This is a genomic window from Marinobacter sp. ATCH36 (assembly GCF_023555055.1).
Taxonomy (GTDB): Bacteria; Pseudomonadota; Gammaproteobacteria; order Pseudomonadales; family Oleiphilaceae; genus Marinobacter.
Genome location: NZ_JAMJPL010000002.1, coordinates 607,994 through 631,208, shown reverse-complemented (window position 1 = coordinate 631,208; position 23,215 = coordinate 607,994). Strand labels below are relative to the sequence as shown.

Here is a 23,215-nt window from a genome sequence, read left to right as displayed (position 1 = left end):
TGCTAGAATGCGCGGCCCGATTGACTGAACCACGAGGAACCACTGTGGCCGTTCGTTACATCCAGACATGCCGGTTGCCCACCCCTTTCGGCGTTTTCGACATGCACGGTTTCGAGGAACCGGAAACCGGAAAGGAACACGTGGCACTCACGCTGGGTGATCTTGAAAGCTCCGCGCCAATGTTGGCGCGGACGCATTCCGAATGCCTGACCGGTGATGCTCTATACAGCATGCGGTGTGATTGCGGTTATCAGCTTGAGGAAGCGCTGCGCAGCATTGCCCGCGAAGGCCGTGGCATTCTTATGTACCTACGCCAGGAAGGTCGCGGTATTGGCCTGCTGAACAAGATTCGCGCGTACAATCTGCAGGATCAGGGGGCCGACACGGTTGAAGCCAACGAGCAGCTCGGGTTTGCCGCTGATTTGCGGGATTACACCATGTGTCGGGATATGCTGGAGCACCTGGGCATCAGTAGCCTGAGGCTGATGACCAATAATCCCCGTAAGGTGGATGCGCTGACTGAGCTGGGTATTGAAATTGCGGAACGTGTGCCGCTGCACGTGGGGCGAAATCCTCACAATGAGCATTACCTGAACACCAAGCAAAGCAAACTCGGCCACTGGTTCGAGACCCATCAGGACGACGATCCCGCCCTCTGATGCTGCGCTGTTGTCCGCTTACTTTACGGCCTTGAGTGACTGGCTGTACTCCATTCGTTCATGGCGGGTTTCAATAGCGCGTTTGATGCCTTCTGCGTCCAGGCCGCAGGAAGACAGCAGTTCACCGTGCTTGCCATGATCGATAAACGTATCGGGAAGTCCTATCTGCAGCACAGGCTGGCTGACATCGCGACTGTTGAGAAATTCCGTTACTGCACTGCCTGCCCCCCCGGCAATTGCGTTTTCCTCGATCGTCACCAGAAGTTCGTGCTGCTCTGCCAGTGACAGAATCAGTTCTTCATCCAGTGGCTTGACAAAACGCATGTCGGCCACCGTTGCGCCCAGTGCCTCAGCTGCCTCCAACGCCGGAGTTAGCAGTGTGCCGAAGTTCAGGATGGCGATGTCTGAGCCTTGTTTTACCAGGCGCCCCTTGCCGATGGGCAAAGTGGTGAGCTCTTTGACAATCTCTGCGCCGGGGCCGGTTCCTCGGGGGTAGCGGACGGCTGCGGGACCTTCGTACAGCATGCCGGTATGCAGCAACTGACGGGTTTCGTTTTCATCGGATGGTGTCATTACGATCATGTTGGGGACGCAGCGCAGGTAAGTGATATCGAAAGCACCGGCGTGCGTGGGACCGTCTTCGCCCACCAGGCCAGCGCGATCGATGGCAAACAGCACATCGAGATTCTGTATCGCTACATCGTGAATCAGCTGGTCGTAGCCACGTTGCAGGAACGTGGAATAGATGGCCACCACCGGTTTGGCCCCGTCGCAGGCAAGCCCCGCCGCGAGCGTCACCGAATGCTGTTCGGCAATAGCTACATCAAAATACCGATCCGGGAATCGCTGGGAAAACGCCAGCAGGTCGGAGCCCTCACACATGGCGGGAGTAATGCCTACGATTCGCTCGTCTGCTTCTGCGGCGTCACACAGCCATTGCCCAAAGACGTTGGCGTACTTGGGCTTCGATGGCTTGGGTGCAACCGGCTCTGGTTTGCTGGGTGGTACCGGCTCGATCTTGTTAATGGCGTGGTAACCAACCGGGTCTGCTTCTGCAGGGGCGAAACCCTTGCCTTTGGTAGTGACGACATGGAGGAATTGTGGCCCGTCCAGCTCACGGATGTTCTCCAGGGTTTCCACCAGCAGCGGCAGGTCATGACCGTCGATGGGGCCGATGTAGTTGAAGCCCAGCTCTTCAAACAGGGTACCGGGAGAGATCATGCCCTTGAAGTGTTCCTCGGTCTTGCGCGCCAAAGCCATCAGGTGAGGCGCTCCCTGAAGCACTCGCTTGCTGCTGTCGCGAACCTGGTTGTAGGTGCGGCTAGCCAGCAGCTTGGCAAAATAATTCGACAGCCCGCCGACATTGTGGGATATGGACATGTCGTTATCGTTGAGGATAACCAGCATATCGGCATGTAGATGGCCAGCGTGATTCAGCGCCTCAAAAGCCATGCCCGCAGTCATGGCACCGTCGCCGATTACGGCAATGCTCTTGCGGCCTGTGCCCTGCATGCGGGAGGCGATAGCCATACCCAGGGCGGCACTGATCGAGGTGCTGGAGTGGCCCACACCGAAGGTGTCATATTCGCTTTCGGCGCGCTTAGGGAAACCCGCCAGGCCGTCCTTGCGGCGAATGCTGTGCATCCGTTCGCGCCGGCCAGTGAGTATTTTGTGAGGGTAGGCCTGATGTCCGACATCCCATACCAGACGGTCTTCCGGGGTGTTGAACACATAATGCAGCGCGACGGTCAGCTCCAGAACGCCCAGGCCAGCACCAAAGTGCCCTCCGGTCTGCCCAACGGACCACAGCAGGAACGCTCGCAGTTCCCGTGCCACCTGGGTCAGCTGGTCGTCTGCCAGCTCACGCAGCTGCGCGGGTTCATCAATCCTGTCCAGAAGCGGCGTATTGGGCCGTTTTGACGGGATTTCCTTGAAAATATATGTGTCCTGCATCTGCTCGGGTCTTTTCCGGGTGATTCAAAGTGTCACTAGTATTATAGGGGATGAAGGCACCCGGTTTCATACTGATTGGGCCGATCTGGCTTCACCAGTCCTTCATCTTCATTGCCAGTGTGCATGTCAGTGCCGGGATGGTTCAATGGGTGCGCGCCACCACGTAACCCGCCATGTCCCTGAGTATGTCGCCTTCTTCGCCAAACCCGTCCAGGCTTGACAGTGCGGAGTCCAGCAATTGTGACAGGTAGTCCCGGGCGCCAGCGGAGCCAAGCAAAGACGGGTAGGTGGGTTTGGAACGCGCCAGGTCCGAACCCTGGGGCTTGCCGATGACCGTCGTGTCACCTTCAATATCCAGCAGATCATCCTGCACCTGGAAGGCAAGCCCCAGGGTTTGTGAATAAATGGTAAGAGCTGCCAGCTGTTCGCTACTGACATCGGGAGCGGTCAACGCGCCCATCCGCACACTGGCGGCAATCAGGGCTCCGGTTTTGTGGCGGTGCATCCGCTCCAACTGGTCGACGGTCAGGCTCTTGCCGACCGATTCCAGGTCAATGGCCTGGCCGCCCACCATGCCCTGGTGCCCGCTGGCAAAAGCCAGCTCGCGTATCATCGCCAGGCGAACCTGGTTATCCAGCCCCGGTGCTTCTGCCAGCCAGCCGAACGCCATTGTCTGCAGGGCATCACCCGCAAGAATGGCGGTCGCTTCGTCAAAGGCAATATGGGTGGTGGCCCGGCCCCGGCGCAGTTCGTCGTCATCCATGGCGGGCAGGTCATCGTGAATCAACGAGTAGGCATGGACCAGTTCCAGAGCACAGGCCGGAACTGTCGCCTTGTCCTGTGGCTGTCCCACGGCTGACGCAGCCGCCAGGCACAGGGCAGGCCGAATACGTTTGCCGCCTCCCAGCACGCTGTATTGCATGGCCTGTTGGAGGCGGACAGAACCATCGTCTGAAGTGGAAAGCCGGCGCTCCAGCTCTGCGTCGACCCGGTTTCGGCACTGTTCCAGAAACGTCACCAGGCGGGTGTTGGGTGTTGGCATCAGGCGGGTTCGTCCGGGGTGAAAGGTCTCGTTTCCAGCGTGCCATCGCTGTTTTCCACCAGCTGTTCCACTCGCTGCTCCGCTGTCTTGAGCGCCTGCTGGCACTCACGTGTGAGCTTTACGCCGCGCTCGAATGCCGTCAGTGACTGCTCCAGGGACAATTCACCCTGCTCCAGATCACGCACCAGTTTTTCCAGCTCATCCAGGGATTTTTCAAAGTCGGCAATCGACGCCGTGCTTTTCTCACCGGCCATACAGGGCCTCCGGTTGCTTCGCGGAATTTCGCGAATTATACCAAAGCTTCAGGCCGGCCGCTGCCAGCAGAACTCCCTTGCGCCTTCATTTTTGCCCTCAGGGCCCCAGACTTGCTCGGTCACACGGATTTCGCCCCGGGCACTGACGGTTACGATGGTGGTCGCGCGTGTGCCGTAATCGCTGCCGATAATAAACGGTGAAGAGAGGAAGCGTTCGGTTTCGCGGCCCACGCCGGTATCGGGCAATTCATGGTCCGGTGGCGGCGTGGTGTCCTGCAGGCAATCGATAAGATGCTGATGGAGGCCGCCGGTATGATTGGAATCGGCACTCCCAAGCAGGTTGACGACCGAGTTTCTCAGTCTCAGAAGCTTGGGCCAGGGGGTTTGCAGCAGATGATTGCTGAGGCCGTAGGTGCCCCGATGAACGTGGCGCCCTGGATGGGCATCCCGGTTGCTGAAATACCAGCCGTGTCGGGTATTCAGACTGACGAGGTTGAATCCCGAGTAGCGGTTCTTTTGTTCCCTCAGTTGCGGCTCCAGGGTGCTGGCGTCCTCGCCAAGGGCCATCAAAGGAAGCTCGCCGCGGGAGTTCGTGCCCGGTGCCTGGGAGCCTTCTCGCACATTGGTAACAGCGGAAACCTGGCCGTCGGTGTCGACTGAAAGCCAGGTGCCACCGGAAAGCAGGTCGCGACCGGCAAGAACTTCCCGCCCGGCGGTTTCGCTGTGCCACCAGTCCATGGCGGCAGTAGGGCGACGAAAGAATTCATCGCGGTTTGCAGCCACCACCAGAGGGAAGTCGGGGTGTTGCCGCAGTGAGAAAACGATCAGGCACATGAAGCAGGTTCATCCTTCGCGAGTGAATAAAGGCATATCGGTGTGTATCATACCAGCCTGTTTTATTCCCTGCGTGTGGCTGAGTATGACCCTGATTGCGGTAATTGGTCTCTATCTGTTGCTGGGTGCTCTTGCGGGCACCATGGCTGGCCTGTTTGGTATCGGTGGTGGGCTGGTTATTGTGCCGGTTCTGATTTTCAGTTTTGGTCTGCAGGGGGTCAGTAGTGAAATTGCCGCGCATCTGGCTGTGGGAACATCGCTGGCAACCATCGTTTTCACATCGATAAGCTCCATTCGTTCGCACCATCTTCATCAAGCGGTTCGCTGGGAAATTTTCCGTCCCATGACAGCCGGCATAGTTGTTGGGGCGATACTCGGTGCCTGGACGGCATCCATGCTCAGTGGTGACGCGCTGGAACTGATTATTGGTGTGTTTGTCATTCTGGTGGCGCTGAAAATGTTGCTGGAGGTCAATCCCAAACCCGGCCGCGGCGTACCTGGTTCTGCTGCCCTGACAGGCGCTGGCGCCGGAATCGGCTGGGCATCCGCCATTTTCGGTATCGGTGGAGGCACACTGACGGTTCCTTTCCTCAGTTGGTGTAACCTGCGGATGCAGCAGGCTGTAGGTACATCGGCAGCCTGTGGATTGCCCATTGCCGTCGCCGGAGCATTGGCCAACATCGGCACTGGCTGGGGGAATCCTCATCTGCCGGATCTCAGTGTGGGGTTCATCTACCTGCCGGCACTTCTGGGGATTGTCCTGACGAGCGTATTGTTCGCCCGGGTGGGCGCCAATCTGGCTCATCGCCTCGATGCGGCGTTACTTAAAAAAATCTTCGCCATGGTACTGATCGTGGTGGGTATCCGTTTTCTGCTATGACCTGAGGGGTTATTGATGCTCCAGCATCCGCAAATCGATCCGGTGGCCATCTCCATCGGACCATTGAAAGTACACTGGTATGGCCTGACCTACCTGGTCGGGTTTCTCGTGGGCTGGTGGCTGGGACGCATCCGCGCCCGCAAACCCTGGTCGCCGATCACCGAAGTCCAGATGGGTGACATGCTTTTCTACATTGCCCTGGGTGTCATACTCGGAGGCCGTTTTGGTTATGTGATCTTCTACAATTTTGGTGCCTTCATGGCTGACCCATTGATGTTGTTGCGGGTCTGGGAAGGCGGCATGTCCTTCCACGGCGGCCTGTTGGGTGTGATGTTCGCCATGTGGTGGTTTGGCCGCAAGGTGGACAGAACCTTCTGGCAAATCGCGGATTTCGTTGCACCCCTGGTGCCAGTTGGGCTCGGTGCGGGCCGCATCGGCAATTTCATTAACGGCGAACTCTGGGGCAAGCCCACGGACGTGCCCTGGGGCATGGTCTTCCGCACCGCCCCTGATGCACTGGCACGCCATCCGTCACAGCTTTATCAGTTCGCCCTTGAGGGCGTGGTGTTCTTCATTATCCTGTGGTGGTTTTCCTCCAGACCCCGGCCCCGTATGGCGGTGTCCGGCCTTTTCCTGGCGTGCTACGGCGTGTTTCGCTTCCTGGTGGAATTCGTTCGTCAGCCAGATTCCCAGCTGGGTTATCTTGCCTTCGACTGGCTCACCATGGGGCAGGTGTTATCATTCCCGATGATCCTCGCGGGCGCCGCACTGATTGTTTTTGCTTACCGGAGAAACGCTGAATGAAAGCCTATCTCGATTTGATGAAAGACGTGGTGAATAACGGCATGGACCGCGGAGACCGCACCGGGGTTGGCACCCGCTCCGTGTTCGGCCGCCAGATCCGCTTTGACCTGCAGGAAGGCTTCCCTCTGGTAACCACCAAAAAGGTTCACCTGCGCAGTATCATCCAGGAGCTTTTGTGGTTCCTGCAAGGTTCTACGGACAACAATTGGCTGAAAGATCGCAAAGTATCCATCTGGAATGAATGGGCGCTGGAAAATGGCGATCTCGGTCCGATCTACGGCAAACAGTGGCGCAGTTGGCAATGCCCGGATGGCAGTACCGTTGACCAGATCAGCGAGGTAATCGAGCAGATCCGCAACAAACCCAATTCCCGTCGTCTGATTGTCTCCGCCTGGAACCCGGCGGAACTCCCGGACGAATCCATCGGCCCTCAGGACAACGTCCGCCAAGGCCGCATGGCGCTGGCTCCGTGCCATTGCCTGTTCCAGTTCTACGTCGCCGATGGCAAACTTTCATGCCAGCTCTACCAGCGCAGTGCCGACCTGTTCCTGGGTGTTCCATTCAATATCGCGTCCTACGCCTTGCTGACTCACATGATCGCCCAGCAATGTGACCTGGGAGTCGGCGAGTTCGTTCACACCTTCGGTGACTGCCACCTGTACCAGAACCACCTGACCGACGATATTGTCTTCGTGCAATTAAAGCGGGAGCCCCGGCCGTTGCCCAAACTGGTCATCAAGCGGAAGCCTGATTCGATTTTCGAGTACGAGCTGGAGGATTTCGAGTTTGATGGCTATGACCCTTACCCTGGAATTAAGGCACCTATTGCGATTTGACCTCTCGCTTGGACCCGCCCGGGTGGTTTGGAGTCTGCAGGGCAGCGGGTGGGGCTTTCAGAAAAACGCCTCGAGACGTCCGTGTGCGGCTTGGGCTCCGCCATCCATGGCTCCGCACATTTTCTGAAAGCCCCACCCGCTACCCTGCGATCAAATAGTAGAGTTCGATTACCAAGAAGATTTGATCGGCTTGGGGGTATTCACCCTTATTAAAGTCCAGTCAGGAGTCCTGATTAACGGTAATCGTGGATCAGCTCACTGTATTGTCGAATCGCGAGAGGGCGGGAAGACGTGTCCAAAAATGTGCGGAGCCATGGATGGCGGAGCCCAAGCCGCGCATGGATGCCTTGAGGCGTTTTTTGGACACGTCTTCCCGCCCTCTTGCAGCCCCCAAGTCCCGAGGGCTCCGGATCCGGAGCTCCCAAGCAAGAGGATAATCAATCAATGAGAAAAGCCCTGATAGTGGCCATGTCCCTAAACCGGGTCATCGGCCGAAATAACAAGCTGCCGTGGTATCTGCCAGGCGATCTCAAGTACTTCAAGCAGGCCACCATGGGAAAGCCCATTATTATGGGGCGGAAAACCTGGGACTCCATTGGGCGGCCATTGCCCGGGCGTATGAACGTGGTGATTTCCCGGAATCCGGAATGGGAAGCGCCTGCTGGAACGGTGGCAGCACAGTCACTGCAACAAGCGTTGGTCAAAGCCGAAGCTCAGGCTGAAATAGAAGGCGGAGACGAAGTGATGATAATCGGGGGAGGGCAGATCTATTCAGAAGCCTTGCCGATGGTGGACCGGATTTATATCACTCAGGTGCACGCCGAGGTGGAGGGGGACGCATTCTTTCCGGAAGTGAACTGGGATGAGTGGGAAGAAATCGGACGGAAGGATTTCTCCGCGTCCGATAACAATCCCTATGACTACAGCTTCGTAGTCTATCAGCGCCGTGAACGGCCCTGAGAGTTTGAATCAGCCTTGAGCGACTGAATCAGCCCTGACGGGGCGGGCGCTTACCACCCTTGCCAGGGGGCTTTCCCTTCGGGCCGGGGCCGCCCTGGCCCCTGGGGCCTTTCTTGAAGCCAGGCTTATAACCTGGCTTGCCACCCGGGCGACCACCCTTGCGGTCGCGACGTGGCGGCGCGGTTGTTGAAATCTCTGGCAAGGCCTCCGGTTGCTCCAGCGGCAGTGAGCCCGGCTGGGAAGCCTCCAGCCAACAGGCCAGGGCACCGGCCACCATCGCTGTGTCCATCTCATTGCGCTCTGCTATCTCGTCCAGCAGCGCCATGGCCTTGGCCAGTTTCCCGTCTTCCGCAAAGCCCAGCAGCTGGGTTTCGAACTGCTGCTCGCGCATTTTCTTGAGATCGATGGGCGACGGCAGCTGGTAAGGCTGCATTGGCGAGTTGGTAGCACGTTCAAGGGTGCGCAACCAGCTGCGTTCCCTGGGCGTGACCAGCAGGATGGCCTTACCTTCACGACCGGCACGGCCGGTGCGGCCAACCCGGTGAATATAGGCTTCGGTATCGTACGGCACGTCGTAGTTGATGACGTGAGTGATTCGTGGCACGTCCAATCCGCGCGCGGCGACGTCGGTGGCCACGATCATGTCTTTCTTGCCGCGTTTGAGATCCTCGACCGTCTGCTCGCGCTGACGTTGATTGAGATCGCCATTCAGCGGGGCAACGGCGTGTCCGCGGGCGGACAGTTTCTCGGCCAGCAGTGTGGTTTCCGCCTTGGTGCGCACGAAAATGATCGCTGCATCAACCGGTTCCACTTCCAGAATGCGCGTCAGGGCATCCAGTTTGCGTTCGGCGTATACCGGCAGCACGAACTGGGAAATCCGCTCAACCGTGCGGGTTTCGCTCTCGATTTTTACTTCCGTGGCGTCGTTCAGGTAAGTCTTGGCAACCTTCTTTATCTGCGGTGGCATGGTGGCAGAGAACAGCGCACGCTGACAGTCTGCCGGTGTTTTCGCCAGAATGGCTTCGACGTCGTCGATGAAGCCCATACGGAGCATTTCGTCAGCTTCGTCCAGCACCAGTGCCTTCAGATTGTTAAGCTTGAGAGTACCTTTGCGGAGGTGGTCAAGCATACGCCCCGGTGTGCCGACAATGACTTGTGCGCCTCGCTTCAGCCCCTTGATCTGCGGGTGAAAGTCCTGGCCACCGTAAATCGGAAGAACGTGGAAGTTGCGAAACTTGCTGGCATAGGTGGTGAAAGCCTCTGCCACCTGAATCGCCAGTTCCCGCGTGGGTGCCAGCACCAGAATCTGTGGTTCTGTGGATGAGGCATCAATCCGGCTCAGCAGCGGCAGCGCGAAGGCGGCGGTTTTCCCCGTACCGGTCTGGGCAACACCCAGCAGGTGTTTACCGGCCAGCAAGGCCGGGATGGTCTGGGCCTGGATGGGGGTTGGTGTTTCGTAGCCGACGGCGGTCACCGCCTCAAGTACAGCGGGATCCAGGCCGAGTTCGGCAAAAGACAATTCAGACATTAAATTACTCGGAATTCGAAGGGTAAAGCATTGCATTGCAATGCATGTTGTGGCGGGGATTATAACTGGTTTCTTGAATCTTTAACACGTCAAATAAAGAGGGGGCTGTAGGTAGTTGCCGGAGCCAATTGTTGCGTTAGGGGCGCATATTGGGCAAGCTCCTGATTATTCTAGGTAGGATGCTAATGAGGCGGGTTGATGAATTTTGATGAAATGATAAACGAGGTGGTCAAAAACGGGGAAGTTACCATCCCGTCCAACTGGGCCCAGGGGCGCGCCTCCTTTGGAGGAGTGGTTGCCGCGCTGGTGTTTGACCGGATGGCTCATGTAGTTACTCCGGGGCGGCCTATGCGGTCCATGCAGGTGTCGTTCGTGGGTCCGGTAACACCGGATGAGCCTGCCACGGTCGAAGCTGAAATCCTGAGGGAAGGCAAGGCTGTCAGCCAGGTGATGGGCCGCATCGTCCAGAATGGTGAGCCAAAACTGGTCGCATTGGCCAGTTTTGGCGGTGACAGGGATTCCGAGGTGGAGGTGGATGCTTTGCCGGCTCCGGAGGCTAAACCTGTGAGCCAATGCAAAGGATTGGATTACGTCGAGGGAGTTACGCCGGAGTTCATTCAACAGATCGAAATGCGCTGGGCTTTTGGTAATCTGCCGTTCAGTGGCAAAGGTGGCCGGGAGCTGGGCGGCTGGATGCAATTCAGGAAGACTCCGGAAACCTTTTCAGACGCCCACATTATTGCTCTCGTTGATGCGTGGCCGCCCGCTGTTTTGCCCTATGTGAAGCAACGGGTGAAAACCAGTTCCCTGAGTTGGGCGCTTGATATCGTGCATCCCAGGCCATTTTTGGAGCCAGGAGACTGGCTGCTGTACAAGGCGAAGATTGATAAAGCCGGCACAGGATACGGCCACACCCAGGCCGGAATCTGGACCTCACGCGGGGAACTGGTAGCGCTGAGCCGGCAAACGGTAACGGTTTTCGGATAGAAAAATGAGAAATCGGGCTCCATTTCCCGCTATCTGGGGCAAAGGCAATTCCAACGACCAATCATGTCTTTGAAGTGAGGAATCCCTGTGAAGTCAATACAAACGATGAAAGTGCTGGTGGCCAGCGTGATCGCGGTTGTGGTCATGGTGGGGATTGCCCGGTTTTCCTACACGCCGATGATCCCGGAGATGGTTGCGGCACTGGGCCTGAGCAAATCCGTTGTCGGTATGCTGGCAACCGTGAACTACGCGGGCTACCTGGCTGGTGCAGTCCTCATTACCCGAATCAACGATATCGGTCTGAAAGTAAGACTTTACCAGCTTGGGCTGGTCGTCGCCGTGGTTTCAACAGTTCTTATGGGGTACACCACCAACGTGTGGTTGTGGTTCATTCTGCGCTTTATCTCCGGGCTGAGTACCTCAGCAGGTATGTTGCTGGGTGCCGGTCTGCTGATGAGCTGGCTGATCAGGAACAACCAGAAGTCCGAGCTTGGTGTGTTCTTTTCCGGTATCGGGCTCGGGATAGTTCTCACTGCTGTGGTGGCCGAGCTAATCAAGGGTTCGTTCACCTGGGATCAGCAATGGGTGATCTACGGGCTGGTGGCCCTGGTGCTGCTGGTTCCTGCGTGGCACTGGATGCCGGATTACCGGGCCTGTGCATTGCCCAGAACGGGGGCGGACAGAGGCGGCGCCGAGCGGAGCCAATTCATACGTATATTGCAACTGGCGTATTTCTGCGCGGGCGTCGGTTATGTTGTCACGGCCACCTTCCTGGTGGCGATCGCAGAATCCATGCCCGAGCTCCGTGGTCAGGGCTGGCTGGTGTGGCTGATTGCTGGCCTTGCTGCAACTCCTGCCTGCTGGCTGTGGGATGTGTTCTCCCGGCGTTGGGGGCAGTGGCTGGCACTCTACCTGGCCTACGCCCTTAACTCCGTGAGCATCCTCATGCTGATCGTGAATACCAGCCTGGCCAGTGTGATGCTCAGTTCCGTGATTTATGGCGCCAGCTTTATCGGTATTGTCAGTATGATGCTGGCGATGGTGGGGCGCGTTTTCCCTGAAAACCCCTCACGGCCGATGAGCCGTTTGACCTTCAGCTACGGCATAGCCCAGATGTTGGCGCCCGCCGTGGTGGGTTATCTGGCTGATGTAGAGGGTAACTATACCAACGGCCTCTGGCTGACGTTGGTGGTTATGGCGCTTGGTGTCGTGATCCTGCATCTGGCAAGGCGGGTTCAGCAGCAAAATGCACAAAGCCCCGCCTGAGCACTATTCTAGAGAGTTTCCGGTTCCATCGTCGGATCAGTCTGGATGTTGGTGTCCCTCAAACCACCAAAACGCTTGTAGAATTTCTCGCCAGGGCCGGGGAGGGGGCCCGAAGCATTCTCCAGAGTCTCGTCCAGCCACTGCTCAGCTCGCACATAGATTTGACGGTAAAGGTTGCGGCAAAGTTGCTTGGCGCTGCGACCTTCCCAGTCACCCGGTAACAGTTCATCGGGTAGTAAAGGGTCACGAAGCAGTATCTTGCGATACTCGTGGATCAGCAGGATGCGCAGAAGCAGGCATTCCTCCGGGCTGAGAGTGTCTTCAGACTGAAGTTCTCGCCACAGAGGGCGGAACTGCTTCAGAAAACGCCTGTAGCGACCCCCGAGTTCATCCAGGTTCCAGCTTTCGCGAACCTGGAGGCGAAGTGCTCTGGGGCTCTTTTGTTCCATGGGTATGGTCTGCATCACGATGGTGTCCTCCAGAGCGCCCCATTCCTGCAGCATGGGAATCAGTTCGCTGCGGGTAAATCTCGGGTGCTCCATCAGTCCCGGCGCCATGCTGCCAAAGCTGAGCCACTTCAGCTCTTCCCGGACTTTCTGGCGAAGTTCCGGTGCCAGCTGATTCAGGTAGACAAGGCACCAGCTGCCGCTCCACTCCGCCGTATCGAGATTGTAAACGTGTTGAAATGCCTGTTCGAACCGACGCAAACCAGGGCCGGTCAGGCTGTAATAACTGCAGCGCCCGACCTTTTCAGTTTGTAGCCAGGATTCCTGAACCAGGCGATACACCGAGGTACGCACCAGTCGCTGGCTGATACCCATGGGTTCAACGAGTTTCATCAGGCTGCCAAGCCAGACGTTGCCGCCACGGGGGACGATGGCGTCGCCATAGATGGTGATGATGAGAGAGCCGGCGCGGAGTGGCCGTTTCTTCTGGAAGTTGTTGACGAGCAGTTCGAGCTGGCTTTTTGCAGTCATGGCCCCAGGTTCGCAAATAAGAATCAATGAAACACGTCGCACGTATTATGCGGGTCTTGCGTGTCAGGTAAAGCCTTGTCTGTTTGATTGCCGGACTGGCGCGTTGTGTCAGCGTCAGCTTTACTTGAAAAAGCCGTGACCAGCGGCCCTGAAATCAGTTGACATGGAAGTTATGATACAATAACTTCGTTTGATATTCGTCAACGGTATCGAATTTTACCGAGAGCGAAGAACAAGGAATGCAGTAATTAGGGATAAAGGAATAAAAAATATACTCAAGCCCCTGCACAACCCGGGAGAACAAAAACAATGCTCAAAACAATGATACGTCGCGCAGGAAAATGCGCAGTTATAGCCGCTGCCGGCCTCATGATGATGAGTGCCCAGGCAGCTGAACCCATCAAGATCGGTTCTTTCCTGTCTGTCACAGGTCCAGCATCCTTCCTTGGTGATCCCGAGCTGAAAACGCTCGAGATGTATGTTGAAAAAATTAATGAAGAAGGTGGTGTCCTTGGTCGTCAGCTGGAGTTGATCCACTACGACGACGTTGGCAACGCCTCGTCTGCCCGAAACTTCGCCAGCCGACTGATCCGGTCCGATCGTGTTGATATCATCGTCGGTGGCAGCACCACCGGTGCGACCATGGCCGCGGTACCCCTGATTGAGCAGGCGCAGGTTCCCTTCATTTCTCTGGCGGGTGCTGTGGTTATTACCACCCCGGTGAAGAAATGGGTGTTCAAGACTCCGCAGTCTGACCGTATGGCCGCCGAGCGCATCCTTACCGACATGAAAGACCGCGGTATCACCAGGATTGGCCTGATCTCCGGCACCGGTGGTTTCGGTAGTTCCGGCCGCACCCAGACTCTGGAAGTGGCAGAGCAGATGGGTATGGAAATACTTGCTGATGTTACCTATAGCGGATCTGATACAGACATGACCGCTCAATTGACCAATATCCGTAACACAAAGGGTGTTGAAGCGGTTCTGAACTTCGGTTTTGGTCAGGGTCCGGCCATTGTGACCAGGAACTATGCCCAGCTGGGAATGGAGCTGCCATTCTACCAATCCCACGGTGTGGCATCCGATAGCTTCCTGGAGTTGGCTGGTTCCTCTGCCGAAGGTCTGCGTTTGCCTGCATCTCCGCTGCTTGTGCCGGATTCTCTGCCGGATGACGATCCCCAGAAAGAAGTCGTTCAGAACTACAAGGCAGAGTATGAGTCTCGCTGGGACTCCAAGGTATCTACCTTTGGTGCCTACGCCTACGACGGCCTGATGCTGGCGGTGCGCGCTATTGAAGAAGCTGGCTCCACGGACCCTGAAGCGGTGCGTAACGCACTGGAGAATATCAAGGGCTACGTCGGCGTTACCGGTGAATTCAACATGTCGCCGGAAGACCACAACGGTCTCGATGCAGATTCCTTCCGCATTCTGGAAGTACAGAACGGCGAATGGAAACTGATTAACTGATCTCCCTTTCACCTGTCTCGCGGCTGGCGGCTGCCCTTTCGGATTAGTCGCCAGCCGATGTTCGACCGGAACCACCGCTATGCTCGCAGAATTCTTACAGTACCTGTTCACCGGGGTTACGATCGGTGCGACCTACGCTCTGATCGCTCTCGGCTTTACCCTGATTTACAACGCCAGTCATGTCATCAACTTCGCCCAGGGCGAATTCCTGATGATTGGAGGTATGGCGACCGTTTCACTGACTGCCATGGGCGTACCCATGGTGATTGCGATCGTGCTGGCGATCACCCTCGCTGGCGTGCTTGGGATTGCTCTTCAGCGCTTCGCCATTGCACCGGCCAAGCAGGCTGACGTGGTTACCCTGATCATAATTACGATCGGTGCGTCCATTTTTATTCGTGGTATTGCCCAGCTAGTCTGGGGCAAGGAATACCATGTGATGCAGAATTTCAGTAGCGATGAGCCTATCCGGGTTTTTGGTGCCGTTCTGAATAGTCAGAGCCTCTGGGTTCTCGGTATTGGTGCCGTTGTGGTAGTGGCTCTCGTGCTGTTCTTCACCAAGACACTGATCGGAAAGGCGATTCTGGCCACCTCCATGAACAAGGAAGCGGCACGTCTGGTGGGTATACGCACTCAGATGGTGCTGATGTTGGCCTTTATGGTATCTGCGCTGCTAGGTTCGGTAGCCGGCATTGTCGTTGCGCCGATCACCTTCACCTCCTATGACATCGGTATCATTCTTGGCCTGAAAGGCTTTGTCGCTGCAGCAATTGGTGGACTTGGCAGCGGCGTGGGCGCTGTTGTCGGTGGCCTTGCCCTCGGTATCGTTGAAGCTATGGCAGCCGGTTACATCTCTTCCGACTACAAGGATGCAGTTGCGTTCTCCATGATACTGCTGGTGCTATTCTTCATGCCCCGAGGGCTCTTCGGTGCCAAAGTAGTGGAGCGTGTCTGATGTTGAATCGGTTTATGCAGTCGCGTCTCCAGGGGTTGGTGGTTCTCACACTCATCCTCATTATTCTGCCGGCCTTTCTGAGCAACCCTTTCCATTATGAGCTGGCTACCCAAATAGCCATTCTTGCCGCCACCGTGGTTGGACTGAACCTGCTGGTGGGCTTTGCCGGCCAGATCAGTCTCGGCCATGCTGGGTTCTTTGGCCTGGGTGCTTACTTCTCGGGTATCGCAACCGGAACTTATGGCTGGCCATCTGTGCCCGCACTGGTGGCCGGTGCCATCATTGTCGGCATAATTGCCTGGATAGTGGGCCGACCGATACTGCGTCTGAAAGGGCATTACCTGTCAATGGCAACCCTGGCCGTCGGCTTCATTATTGCCATTATCCTGAATAACGAACGGGCCATTACTGGTGGCCCCGACGGTATGCCGGTCCCGGCTTTCGAGGTATTCGGCTGGGAGCTCAGCCCCTTTGGTACCTATTCGCTGTTCGGGCTGGAGATTTCTGGTGTTCAGGCCTGGTATATGTTTTCCAGCGTGATACTTCTGCTGGCGGTCTGGTTCGCCCTGAACCTCATTCAATCTCCAATTGGTCGCGCATTGCGATCTGTAAAGGGCTCGGAAGTAGCCGCAAGCGTAGTGGGAGTCGACACAGCGAAGTACAAAAGCCTCGTGTTCGTGATATCGGCCATCTATGCAAGCTTGATGGGCGGTCTTTATGCGCATTTCCAGGGCTTTATCACGCCGGCAATTGCGAGCTTCGAGTTCTCCATTCTCTTTATCACCATGGTGGTGTTGGGTGGTATGGGGTCCACTTTCGGTGTGATTCTCGGCGCCGTGGTTCTGAAACTGTTGCCCCAGGTTCTGGCGGATTTTCAGGATTTGGAGCACGTCATGTTCGGCTTGATCCTCATGCTCACCATGATTTTCATGCCCAAGGGTCTGCTGCCAACGCTTACCGCTGCCGTTTCCAAAAGAATCCGCAAAAAGACGGGAGGTGAGGCATGACAGCACTGGTTGAGGTCAAAGGTCTGGATAAGGCTTTCGGTGGTGTCCATGCGGTTGAGGGGGTCAGTTTTTCCGTAGAGGCGGGGCAGGTCTACTCTGTTATCGGCCCCAACGGTGCTGGCAAGACGACGTTGTTCAACCTGATCACCGGTCTTTATACACCGACAAAGGGTGAAATCCGGCTCAATGGTGAGAGCACTGCAAAGCTGGAGCCGAACCAGCTCGCAGAGCGCGGCATGTGCCGGACTTTTCAGCAGATGCAGATCTGCATGAATATGACCGCCATTGAGAACGTCATGCTCGGCCGTCATCTGCAGCTGAAGAGTAACCTGTTCACCACGCTGTTCCGCTTGCCGTCTCTCCGTCATAACGAGGAAGCTGCCCGTAAGCGCGCAGCTGAGCTGATGGAGTATGTTGGCTGTGGTGACTATCTGGGCGCAGAGGCATCTGCCATGTCCTACGGTGCCCTCAAGCGGCTCGAGATTGCCCGGGCTCTGGCAGCGGAGCCCAAGGTGATCCTGCTGGATGAGCCGGCTGCGGGTCTGAATGCCGTCGAAACGGCGGCACTGGAAGAGTTAATCCGGAAAATCGCGCAGCAGGGCATAACCGTGATGCTGGTTGAGCACGACATGAAACTGGTGATGGGTATTTCTGACCGGTTGCTGGTGCTTAACTATGGTCGCGTTCTGGCCGAGGGTACGCCCGAGGAAATCCGTCAGAACCCGGACGTTATCGCCGCCTATCTGGGTGGCTGAGCAAGGAGACATTTCACATGAGCGAGCAACACACTGAAATGGCGCCTGCCCAGTCACGCAGTGAGCAGGCCGTACGAATTATCGTCCGTGAACATCAGGCGCTTTGGCGGATCCTTGATCTGCTGGATCAGCTTCTGAGCGATATGAACCTCAATGATCAGCGGCCGGATGAGCGGCTGTTCAAGACGATTTTTGATTATATTCAGCATTTCTCCCAGCGGGTGCATAGCACGCCCACGGACATTGAGCTGTACAAACGGCTCAGTGAGAAGTCTCCCGAGACAGCACCTCTGCTGGAGAAGCTGGCCAGGGGCTACGTGATAGGCCATGAAAAACTGGTGGAGTTGCGCCAATTACTGACGCAATGCGAAGAGAACTGGCCGGAAGGGCGTGAAGAATTCAGTCATGCCCTGGCTCGTTTTACAGAGGCCCTCCGTAAGCATATCCGCAAGGAAGAAGGTGTGGTTATTCCGCGGGCGAGAAAACTGCTCACTGAGGAAGACTGGCAGCAGATTATCGAAGCGCGGGATGTGGAAAACGACCCGTTGTTTGGTGAGAGGGTCCGCGAAGAGTTCCGGGAGCTGCGTCACCAGATTGTCAGCTACACCCCTGAAAGGTTTGGCGGGCTGGGTCTCAAGCACGTGGATCGGGTGACCGCGCCGCACGCCCAGCAGGAAATGCTGTCCATCAATGGGCTGGCAACATCTTACGGCCAGATTGAAGCGCTCCACGATATTGATATTCGAATCAACAGCGGTGAGATCGTATCGCTGGTGGGTGCCAATGGTGCTGGCAAATCAACCCTGCTGATGACCATCTCCGGATTACAACCCACTGACCGTGGCACGATTATGTTCGAGGGCAAGGATCTGGCGAAGATCTCGTCGGACCAGCGGGTGGCCGATGGTATCGTGCAGGTGCCCGAGGGCCGTCAGGTGTTCAAGGATCTCAGTGTCCACGACAATCTGCTGCTTGGTGCCTATACCCGTGGCAAGACTCCAGAAGTGATGGAGGATCTGGAGCGTATGTACACCAGGTTCCCCATTCTTCGACAGAAGCGCCATAACCTGGCCGGTGAGCTTTCCGGTGGCCAGCAGCAGATGCTGGCCATGGGCCGTGCGCTGATGGCCAAACCAAGGCTGCTGCTTATGGACGAGCCCAGTATGGGCCTTGCGCCGTTGATCATCGAAGAAATCTTTAACATCGTTAAGGAGCTGAAGGAGGAGGGCATCACCATCTTCCTGGTCGAACAGAACGCCTCCCAGGCGCTTGCGCTGGCAGACCGTGGTTATGTTCTTGAAACCGGAAGAGTGGTGATTGAAGGCACCGGCCGGGAACTGCTCAGTAATGAGAAAGTACGTGAGGCCTACCTGGGTATGTGATCGCCCGAAGCTTATAAAGCACAAATAAAAGGGGGACAGGTCTTGCGACCTGTCCCCCTTTTATTTGCCTGTGACTTTCTCCCTGGGGTCCAGGACAGGAAGAAAGTCTGGCAAGCCCGCTGTTACTCGGGCTTTTTGGCAACCAGTGTCAGGATGTCGTAGCTCGCAACCATTTCGTCGTTCTGGTTGTGAACCTGAACATCCCAGACCACGACACCTTGCGGGTGTCCATCTGGAGATGTCCGACCCTGATCAATCTTGCGCTTGCAGGTGAGGCGTGCCCGAATGGTGTCGCCCGGGGCAACTGGCTCGATAAAGCGCAGGGTGTCCAGACCGTAGTTCGCCAGCACCGGACCTTCACCCGGGTAAACAAACAGGCCGGCGGCAGCGGAAAGCACGAAGTAGCCATGGGCAATGCGCTTGCCGAACTGGGAGTCCCGCGCCGCAATTTCATCAAAGTGCATATAGAAGTGATCACCGGACAGACAGCCGAAGTTGACGATGTCGGCTTCGGTGACGGTGCGCCGGTGAGTCAGCAGGGATTCGTTGATCTGCAGGTCTTCGAAGTGGCGACGGAAAGGGTGCACATCGGTTTCGATCAGATCGGCACCGCGCACGTACTCTCGGGTGACCGCTGCCAGCATGCTCGGAGAGCCCTGGATAGCGGTTCTTTGCAAATAATGATGTACCGCGCGGATGCCGCCCAGCTCTTCACCACCACCGGCGCGGCCCGGGCCACCATGCTTGAGCATGGGCAGGGGGGAACCATGGCCGGTAGATTCCTTGGCAGCTTCAGCATCCAGCAGGTGAAGGCGCCCGTGGAAGGCCGCAAGCAGCGGGGCGATCCTGCCGGCAATGGCAGGGTCACGAGTGGTCAGAGTAGTAACCAGTGAGCCCCGGCCTTGCGCGCACAGAGCCACTGCATCTTCGACAGTGTCGTAGGGAATCACGGTTGCCACCGGGCCAAAGGCCTCGATGTCGTGTGCGCCGCAGCCATTTTCCGGGTTTCGGCACAGAAGAACATGGGGTTCAATGAACGCGCCTTTCTCGGTGCCTTCGCCTGTCGGCCTGAAGCTGCCGTCGCCCCCGATGACCAGTTCACTGGTTTTCAGCAGTTCCTGGATGTTGGCTTTGACGTCTTCAAGCTGATCGATGGAGGCCAGTGCACCCATGCGTACCCCTTCAACCGAAGGATCTCCCACGGTGACTTTCGACAACCGCTCTTTCAGCTTGTCGCAGACCGCGTCCACCTGATCTTTCGGCACCAGGATACGGCGGATAGCGGTACACTTCTGGCCGGCTTTTGCGGTCATCTCGCGGCCTACTTCTCTCACGAAAATATCGAACTCTTCGTGCTCGGGGGTCACGTCTGGTGCCAGAATTGCACTGTTCAGTGAGTCGGCCTCGGCATTGAACGGAATCGAACGGTTGATGATGTTCGGGTGATTCTTGAGTTTGCGAGCGGTTGCAGCCGAGCCGGTGAAGGTAACCACGTCCTGTTCTTCAAGATGCTCGAACAGATCGCCGGTGCTGCCGATGATCAGCTGCAGACTGCCATCGGGCAGAGCACCGGACTCCTGCATCAGGCGAACGGCGAGTTCGGTCACGTAGCAGGTTGAGGTTGCCGGCTTCACAATGGAGGGCATGCCCGCCAGGAAAGTAGGTGCGAATTTTTCCAGCATGCCCCATACCGGGAAGTTGTACGCATCAATATGAACAGCTACACCGCCCCGGGGAACCAGGATATGGGTGCCGGCGAAGTGGTTGTTCTTGCCCAGTGGCGTCACCGGGCCTTCGTGAACAACGTTGCCGGAAGGCAGCTCGCGGCGGCCCATACTGGCGTAAGAAAACAGGGTGCCGAAACCGCCATCAATATCGATTCCGTTGTCGCCTTTGCTGGAACCGGTATGCATCGACAGCGCGTACAGCTCTTTCTTGTATTCCTGGAGGTACATGGCCATGGCCTTCAGGGCCAGGGCGCGCTCCTGGAAATCCATCGCCATCAGATTCTTGCCGCCAACTTTGCGGCCATACTCAACGGCATTTTTGAAATCGAGGGTGTCGTCGTGGGTGTGTGCCACAATTTCGCCATTTATGGCGCTGGGCAGCGCCTTGGCGGGCTTTTCACCGACCCACTGGCCGGCAATTAAACTTTTCAGGACTGACATGGGAAACTCCATTCGTTTCTGAAACGCCAAGGCAAGTCCCGTTGTTGCGGAACTTGCCTTGTTCGTGTCTTGCTTTGGCTGAACTGGGACTACATCTCGTCGTAGTCCAGTACCACCTTGTCGCTGACCGGATAGGATTGGCATGACAGCACATAGCCCGCTTCTACCTCGTAATCCTCCAGGGCAAAGTTCTGGTCCATCTCCACTTCGCCCTCCACCACCTTGGCGCGGCAGGTGGAGCAGACGCCGGCCTTGCAGGAGTAAGGTAGGTCAGCGCCTTCTTCATTGCCGGCATCGAGGATGCTCCTGGTATCGCGCACCAGAGGGAATGTCAACGAACGACCATCGGCAATGACGGTCACTTCGCTGACGGACCTGGGATCCACGTGGGCGGGGTCCCGGTCCTTGCGGGCCTGGGGCGCACCGCCGACCGGTGTAAACAGTTCGTAATGTATCCGGCTTTTCTCCATACCGTGACGAAGCAGGGAATCCCTCACGTCTTCTGTCATCAACTGGGGGCCGCAGATGAAAGCGGCGGTAAGCTCCTTTGCGTTGATCCAGTGGTCGAACAGGGCATCACACTTGTCGTGATCCAGGCGTCCGTTGTACAGGTCGATGTCCTGCTCTTCGCGGGTGAAGATGTAAACCAGGTTCAAGCGCGCCATGTACTCGTTCTTCAGATCCTGAAGCTCGTCCCGGAACATGGTGCTGCTGGTGGCCTTGTTGCCATAGAACAGGGTGACTTCGCTCTTCGGCTCTGTCTCCAGCGTGGTCTTCACGATCGACAGGATCGGGGTAATCCCGCTGCCAGCGGCGACGGCCAGATAGTTGCCTTCGCGTTCTGGGTCCAGATCGATGGAGAAATGGCCCTGGGGCGGCATGACTTCCAAAGTCGCACCGGGCTTGAGCTGCTCGTTGGCGTAGGTTGAGAAGCGGCCACCGGGAAGTTGTTTGACGGCAATGCGCAGTTCCTGATCATTGACGCTTCGGCAGATCGAGTAGGAGCGGCGGACTTCTTCGCCATCCAGCTCGGTCCGGACAATCAGGTGTTGGCCTTGTTTGTAATGGAACTTGTCTGCCAGCTCTTCTGGCACGTCGAAAGCAAGTGATACGGCGTTTCTTGTTTCAGGTCTGACCTCTTTGAGGGTCAGTGAGTAGAATTTATTCATGATCGTATCGGCTCTAGATGCATTTGAAATAGTCGAAGGGTTCGAGGCATTCCCTGCAACGATAAAGTGCTTTGCACGCAGTGGAACCGAATTCGCTGACCCGCTCGGTATCCTTGCTGCCGCAGTGGGGGCAGGCAATGACTTCCGGTTCTCCAAGCAGGCTCATCTTGCTGGAGCTGCCCTCGGGTGGTGCGATTCCGAATGCCCGAAGCTTCTCTTTGCCTTCGTCTGTAATCCAGTCGGTGGTCCAGGCGGGGGTCAGCACCTGATTGATTTTCGGATCCCGGAAGCCCGCAGCGCGCATGGCTTCGGTAATCAGCTCTTCAATCAATTCGGTAGCCGGGCAGCCGGAGTATGTCGGGGTTACATCAATGCACAGTTCTTTGCCGTCCCAACGCACTGCACGGATAATACCGAGCTCCACAACACTTACCGCCGGCACTTCCGGGTCTTTGACCTCTTCCAGAAGTGCCCAGATGTCGTCCTCTGTCAGCAGATCGGGGCGGGCATTTGCCGGCACCCGATCACTGGCAATCAGAATATCGACGGCTGACCGGCTGTCTGTATCACCATGTTGTGGCATCGGGGTAGGCCCTCTGCAGGAACTGCATTTCTGCCAGAATGAAACCAAGGTGCTCGGTGTGCTCACCGTGCTTGCCGCCCATGTACATCCAGGCGTCTTCGGCGCCCGGTGTCAGCGTGGCCTGAGTGAGCACCTCGTTGACCATGCCGCGCCAGTCTTTGGCAAGCTGGTCGGGGTCCGGACCAATGCCCGCCTCGGCCATGACACGGTCGGTGTCGTCCGGGGTGATCAGTTCGCCGGTGAAGCGCCAGAGGATATCCACGGCATCCTGCATGTGTTGATGGCTCTCATCAGTGCCATCGCCCAGACGTTTGACCCACTCGGATGACCGACGCAGGTGATAGGTGGCTTCTTTAAGAGCTTTGGCGGCAATACCGGCAATCCGCTCGTCGCTGGATCCGGCCAGGCTCTTGAGTGTGAAGTAGTGCCACACGTCAAAGAAAAACTGCCGGCCCATCGTAACCGCATAACCTTCATTGGGCTGCTCGGTAAGCAGCAGGTTGCGGTAATTGTGGGCATCGCGGCGGAACGCCAGCTTGTCCGCATCACGGCCATCATCAATCAGCTCGGCAGCGTACTCATACCAGTTGCGTGCCTGACCAACGAGGTCGAGGGCAACGTTCATCAGCGCCATTTCTTCCTCGAGTGCCGGGGCCTTGCCGCATAGCTCGCACAGGCGCTGGCCCAGGATCATGTCGGAATCTGCCAGGCGCAGCAGGTATTCTTTTAATGCTTCTGCTTCTGTCATT

At 57.0% G+C, this 23,215-nt stretch carries 22 protein-coding genes and 1 pseudogene; 13 read left to right on the top strand and 10 right to left on the bottom strand.

Annotated features, from left to right (window positions below; translation table 11 throughout):
* The first annotated feature begins 44 nt into the window (after positions 1-44).
* A complete protein-coding gene (gene ribA, locus M8010_RS10700; RefSeq protein ID WP_250091070.1) occupies positions 45-659 on the top strand; it encodes a GTP cyclohydrolase II in 615 nt (204 codons plus the stop codon).
* Between the two features lie 18 nt (positions 660-677).
* Here ribA and dxs read toward each other — a convergent pair whose 3' ends face one another.
* From dxs to M8010_RS10680, 4 genes are all read right to left on the bottom strand, one after another.
* On the bottom strand, positions 678-2,612 hold the full coding sequence (gene dxs / locus M8010_RS10695) for a 1-deoxy-D-xylulose-5-phosphate synthase (RefSeq protein ID WP_250091069.1): 1,935 nt from the start codon (positions 2,610-2,612) through the stop codon (positions 678-680).
* Positions 2,613-2,754: 142 nt separating this feature from the next.
* Positions 2,755-3,654 carry a polyprenyl synthetase family protein gene (locus M8010_RS10690; RefSeq protein ID WP_250091068.1) on the bottom strand — a complete coding sequence of 300 codons (900 nt, stop codon included), beginning with the start codon at positions 3,652-3,654 and terminating at the stop codon, positions 2,755-2,757.
* Positions 3,654-3,908: an exodeoxyribonuclease VII small subunit gene (locus M8010_RS10685; RefSeq protein ID WP_137437402.1), complete on the bottom strand. Its 255-nt coding sequence runs from the start codon at positions 3,906-3,908 to the stop codon at positions 3,654-3,656. The genes M8010_RS10690 and M8010_RS10685 overlap by 1 nt, the downstream gene beginning before the upstream one ends.
* 48 nt (positions 3,909-3,956) lie before the next feature.
* Positions 3,957-4,742 carry an NRDE family protein gene (locus tag M8010_RS10680; RefSeq protein WP_250091066.1) on the bottom strand — a complete coding sequence of 262 codons (786 nt, stop codon included), beginning with the start codon at positions 4,740-4,742 and terminating at the stop codon, positions 3,957-3,959.
* A gap of 85 nt (positions 4,743-4,827) precedes the next feature.
* On the opposite strand from M8010_RS10680, the gene M8010_RS10675 reads away from it, so the two are divergent.
* The 4 genes from M8010_RS10675 (at position 4,828) to M8010_RS10660 (ending at position 8,222) form a co-directional block, all read left to right on the top strand.
* Positions 4,828-5,622 carry a sulfite exporter TauE/SafE family protein gene (locus M8010_RS10675; protein ID WP_250091065.1) on the top strand — a complete coding sequence of 265 codons (795 nt, stop codon included), beginning with the start codon at positions 4,828-4,830 and terminating at the stop codon, positions 5,620-5,622.
* 15 nt (positions 5,623-5,637) lie between these two features.
* Positions 5,638-6,426: a prolipoprotein diacylglyceryl transferase gene (gene lgt / locus M8010_RS10670; RefSeq protein ID WP_250091064.1), complete on the top strand. Its 789-nt coding sequence runs from the start codon at positions 5,638-5,640 to the stop codon at positions 6,424-6,426.
* Positions 6,423-7,262 (top strand): thymidylate synthase, encoded by an 840-nt coding sequence (locus tag M8010_RS10665; protein ID WP_250091062.1) that lies wholly within the window; start codon positions 6,423-6,425, stop codon positions 7,260-7,262. Before lgt ends, M8010_RS10665 begins: the two co-directional genes overlap by 4 nt.
* 444 nt (positions 7,263-7,706) lie before the next feature.
* Positions 7,707-8,222, top strand: a complete 516-nt coding sequence (locus M8010_RS10660; protein WP_250091061.1) for a dihydrofolate reductase — start codon at positions 7,707-7,709, stop codon at positions 8,220-8,222.
* 28 nt (positions 8,223-8,250) lie between these two features.
* On the opposite strand, the gene M8010_RS10655 is transcribed toward M8010_RS10660, so the two are convergent.
* Positions 8,251-9,750, bottom strand: a complete 1,500-nt coding sequence (locus M8010_RS10655) for a DEAD/DEAH box helicase (RefSeq protein WP_250091060.1) — start codon at positions 9,748-9,750, stop codon at positions 8,251-8,253.
* A gap of 198 nt (positions 9,751-9,948) precedes the next feature.
* Between M8010_RS10655 and M8010_RS10650 the strand changes: the two genes are divergently transcribed.
* Positions 9,949-10,737: an acyl-CoA thioesterase gene (locus tag M8010_RS10650; RefSeq protein WP_250091058.1), complete on the top strand. Its 789-nt coding sequence runs from the start codon at positions 9,949-9,951 to the stop codon at positions 10,735-10,737.
* An 87-nt stretch (positions 10,738-10,824) separates the two neighbouring features.
* Complete coding sequence (locus M8010_RS10645; RefSeq protein WP_250091057.1) at positions 10,825-12,003, top strand: YbfB/YjiJ family MFS transporter; 1,179 nt, start codon at positions 10,825-10,827, stop codon at positions 12,001-12,003.
* 8 nt (positions 12,004-12,011) lie between these two features.
* Here the strand turns inward: M8010_RS10645 and paaX are convergent, their stop codons facing one another.
* Complete coding sequence (gene paaX, locus M8010_RS10640) at positions 12,012-12,980, bottom strand: phenylacetic acid degradation operon negative regulatory protein PaaX (RefSeq protein ID WP_250091055.1); 969 nt, start codon at positions 12,978-12,980, stop codon at positions 12,012-12,014.
* Positions 12,981-13,289: 309 nt separating this feature from the next.
* On the opposite strand from paaX, the gene M8010_RS10635 reads away from it, so the two are divergent.
* The 6 genes and pseudogenes from M8010_RS10635 to M8010_RS10610 all read left to right on the top strand — a co-directional run bounded on the left by M8010_RS10635 (position 13,290) and on the right by M8010_RS10610 (position 18,546).
* Positions 13,290-14,447: an ABC transporter substrate-binding protein gene (locus M8010_RS10635; protein ID WP_250091054.1), complete on the top strand. Its 1,158-nt coding sequence runs from the start codon at positions 13,290-13,292 to the stop codon at positions 14,445-14,447.
* A gap of 79 nt (positions 14,448-14,526) precedes the next feature.
* A complete protein-coding gene (locus M8010_RS10630; RefSeq protein ID WP_250091052.1) occupies positions 14,527-15,402 on the top strand; it encodes a branched-chain amino acid ABC transporter permease in 876 nt (291 codons plus the stop codon).
* Positions 15,402-16,409 (top strand): branched-chain amino acid ABC transporter permease, encoded by a 1,008-nt coding sequence (locus M8010_RS10625; protein ID WP_250091051.1) that lies wholly within the window; start codon positions 15,402-15,404, stop codon positions 16,407-16,409. Before M8010_RS10630 ends, M8010_RS10625 begins: the two co-directional genes overlap by 1 nt.
* Positions 16,406-17,164, top strand: a complete 759-nt coding sequence (locus M8010_RS10620) for an ABC transporter ATP-binding protein (protein ID WP_250091049.1) — start codon at positions 16,406-16,408, stop codon at positions 17,162-17,164. Before M8010_RS10625 ends, M8010_RS10620 begins: the two co-directional genes overlap by 4 nt.
* 17 nt (positions 17,165-17,181) lie before the next feature.
* Positions 17,182-17,631, top strand: a pseudogene (locus M8010_RS10615) (hemerythrin domain-containing protein); the annotation flags it as partial.
* 210 nt (positions 17,632-17,841) lie between these two features.
* The gene (locus M8010_RS10610; RefSeq protein WP_250091167.1) at positions 17,842-18,546 is read left to right on the top strand and encodes an ABC transporter ATP-binding protein; all 705 of its coding nucleotides are present in this window, start codon (positions 17,842-17,844) and stop codon (positions 18,544-18,546) included.
* Between the two features lie 122 nt (positions 18,547-18,668).
* Here M8010_RS10610 and paaZ read toward each other — a convergent pair whose 3' ends face one another.
* The 4 genes from paaZ to paaC all read right to left on the bottom strand — a co-directional run bounded on the left by paaZ (position 18,669) and on the right by paaC (position 23,214).
* Positions 18,669-20,714, bottom strand: a complete 2,046-nt coding sequence (gene paaZ / locus M8010_RS10605) for a phenylacetic acid degradation bifunctional protein PaaZ (protein WP_250091047.1) — start codon at positions 20,712-20,714, stop codon at positions 18,669-18,671.
* Between the two features lie 89 nt (positions 20,715-20,803).
* Positions 20,804-21,883 (bottom strand): 1,2-phenylacetyl-CoA epoxidase subunit PaaE, encoded by a 1,080-nt coding sequence (gene paaE / locus M8010_RS10600; protein WP_250091044.1) that lies wholly within the window; start codon positions 21,881-21,883, stop codon positions 20,804-20,806.
* Positions 21,884-21,896: 13 nt separating this feature from the next.
* Complete coding sequence (paaD, locus tag M8010_RS10595) at positions 21,897-22,466, bottom strand: 1,2-phenylacetyl-CoA epoxidase subunit PaaD (RefSeq protein ID WP_250091042.1); 570 nt, start codon at positions 22,464-22,466, stop codon at positions 21,897-21,899.
* Positions 22,450-23,214, bottom strand: coding sequence for a 1,2-phenylacetyl-CoA epoxidase subunit PaaC (paaC, locus tag M8010_RS10590; protein WP_250091040.1), 765 nt, complete (start codon positions 23,212-23,214; stop codon positions 22,450-22,452). Before paaC ends, paaD begins: the two co-directional genes overlap by 17 nt.
* Position 23,215: the final 1 nt, after the last annotated feature.

Bases quoted from the DNA above. Each gene is read 5' to 3' on its own strand.
- M8010_RS10660 (WP_250091061.1), top strand. From the start codon at position 7,707: ATGAGAAAAGCCCTGATAGTGGCCATGTCCCTAAACCGGGTCATCGGC.
- M8010_RS10665 (WP_250091062.1), top strand. From the start codon at position 6,423: ATGAAAGCCTATCTCGATTTGATGAAAGACGTGGTGAATAACGGCATG.
- M8010_RS10620 (WP_250091049.1), top strand. From the start codon at position 16,406: ATGACAGCACTGGTTGAGGTCAAAGGTCTGGATAAGGCTTTCGGTGGT.
- M8010_RS10630 (WP_250091052.1), top strand. From the start codon at position 14,527: ATGCTCGCAGAATTCTTACAGTACCTGTTCACCGGGGTTACGATCGGT.
- paaC (WP_250091040.1), bottom strand. From the start codon at position 23,214: ATGACAGAAGCAGAAGCATTAAAAGAATACCTGCTGCGCCTGGCAGAT.
- M8010_RS10655 (WP_250091060.1), bottom strand. From the start codon at position 9,750: ATGTCTGAATTGTCTTTTGCCGAACTCGGCCTGGATCCCGCTGTACTT.
- M8010_RS10685 (WP_137437402.1), bottom strand. From the start codon at position 3,908: ATGGCCGGTGAGAAAAGCACGGCGTCGATTGCCGACTTTGAAAAATCC.
- M8010_RS10625 (WP_250091051.1), top strand. From the start codon at position 15,402: ATGTTGAATCGGTTTATGCAGTCGCGTCTCCAGGGGTTGGTGGTTCTC.
- M8010_RS10675 (WP_250091065.1), top strand. From the start codon at position 4,828: ATGACCCTGATTGCGGTAATTGGTCTCTATCTGTTGCTGGGTGCTCTT.
- M8010_RS10650 (WP_250091058.1), top strand. From the start codon at position 9,949: ATGAATTTTGATGAAATGATAAACGAGGTGGTCAAAAACGGGGAAGTT.
- lgt (WP_250091064.1), top strand. From the start codon at position 5,638: ATGCTCCAGCATCCGCAAATCGATCCGGTGGCCATCTCCATCGGACCA.
- M8010_RS10635 (WP_250091054.1), top strand. From the start codon at position 13,290: ATGCTCAAAACAATGATACGTCGCGCAGGAAAATGCGCAGTTATAGCC.
- M8010_RS10680 (WP_250091066.1), bottom strand. From the start codon at position 4,742: ATGTGCCTGATCGTTTTCTCACTGCGGCAACACCCCGACTTCCCTCTG.
- paaE (WP_250091044.1), bottom strand. From the start codon at position 21,883: ATGAATAAATTCTACTCACTGACCCTCAAAGAGGTCAGACCTGAAACA.
- paaX (WP_250091055.1), bottom strand. From the start codon at position 12,980: ATGACTGCAAAAAGCCAGCTCGAACTGCTCGTCAACAACTTCCAGAAG.
- M8010_RS10610 (WP_250091167.1), top strand. From the start codon at position 17,842: ATGCTGTCCATCAATGGGCTGGCAACATCTTACGGCCAGATTGAAGCG.
- dxs (WP_250091069.1), bottom strand. From the start codon at position 2,612: ATGCAGGACACATATATTTTCAAGGAAATCCCGTCAAAACGGCCCAAT.
- M8010_RS10690 (WP_250091068.1), bottom strand. From the start codon at position 3,654: ATGCCAACACCCAACACCCGCCTGGTGACGTTTCTGGAACAGTGCCGA.
- paaZ (WP_250091047.1), bottom strand. From the start codon at position 20,714: ATGTCAGTCCTGAAAAGTTTAATTGCCGGCCAGTGGGTCGGTGAAAAG.
- paaD (WP_250091042.1), bottom strand. From the start codon at position 22,466: ATGCCACAACATGGTGATACAGACAGCCGGTCAGCCGTCGATATTCTG.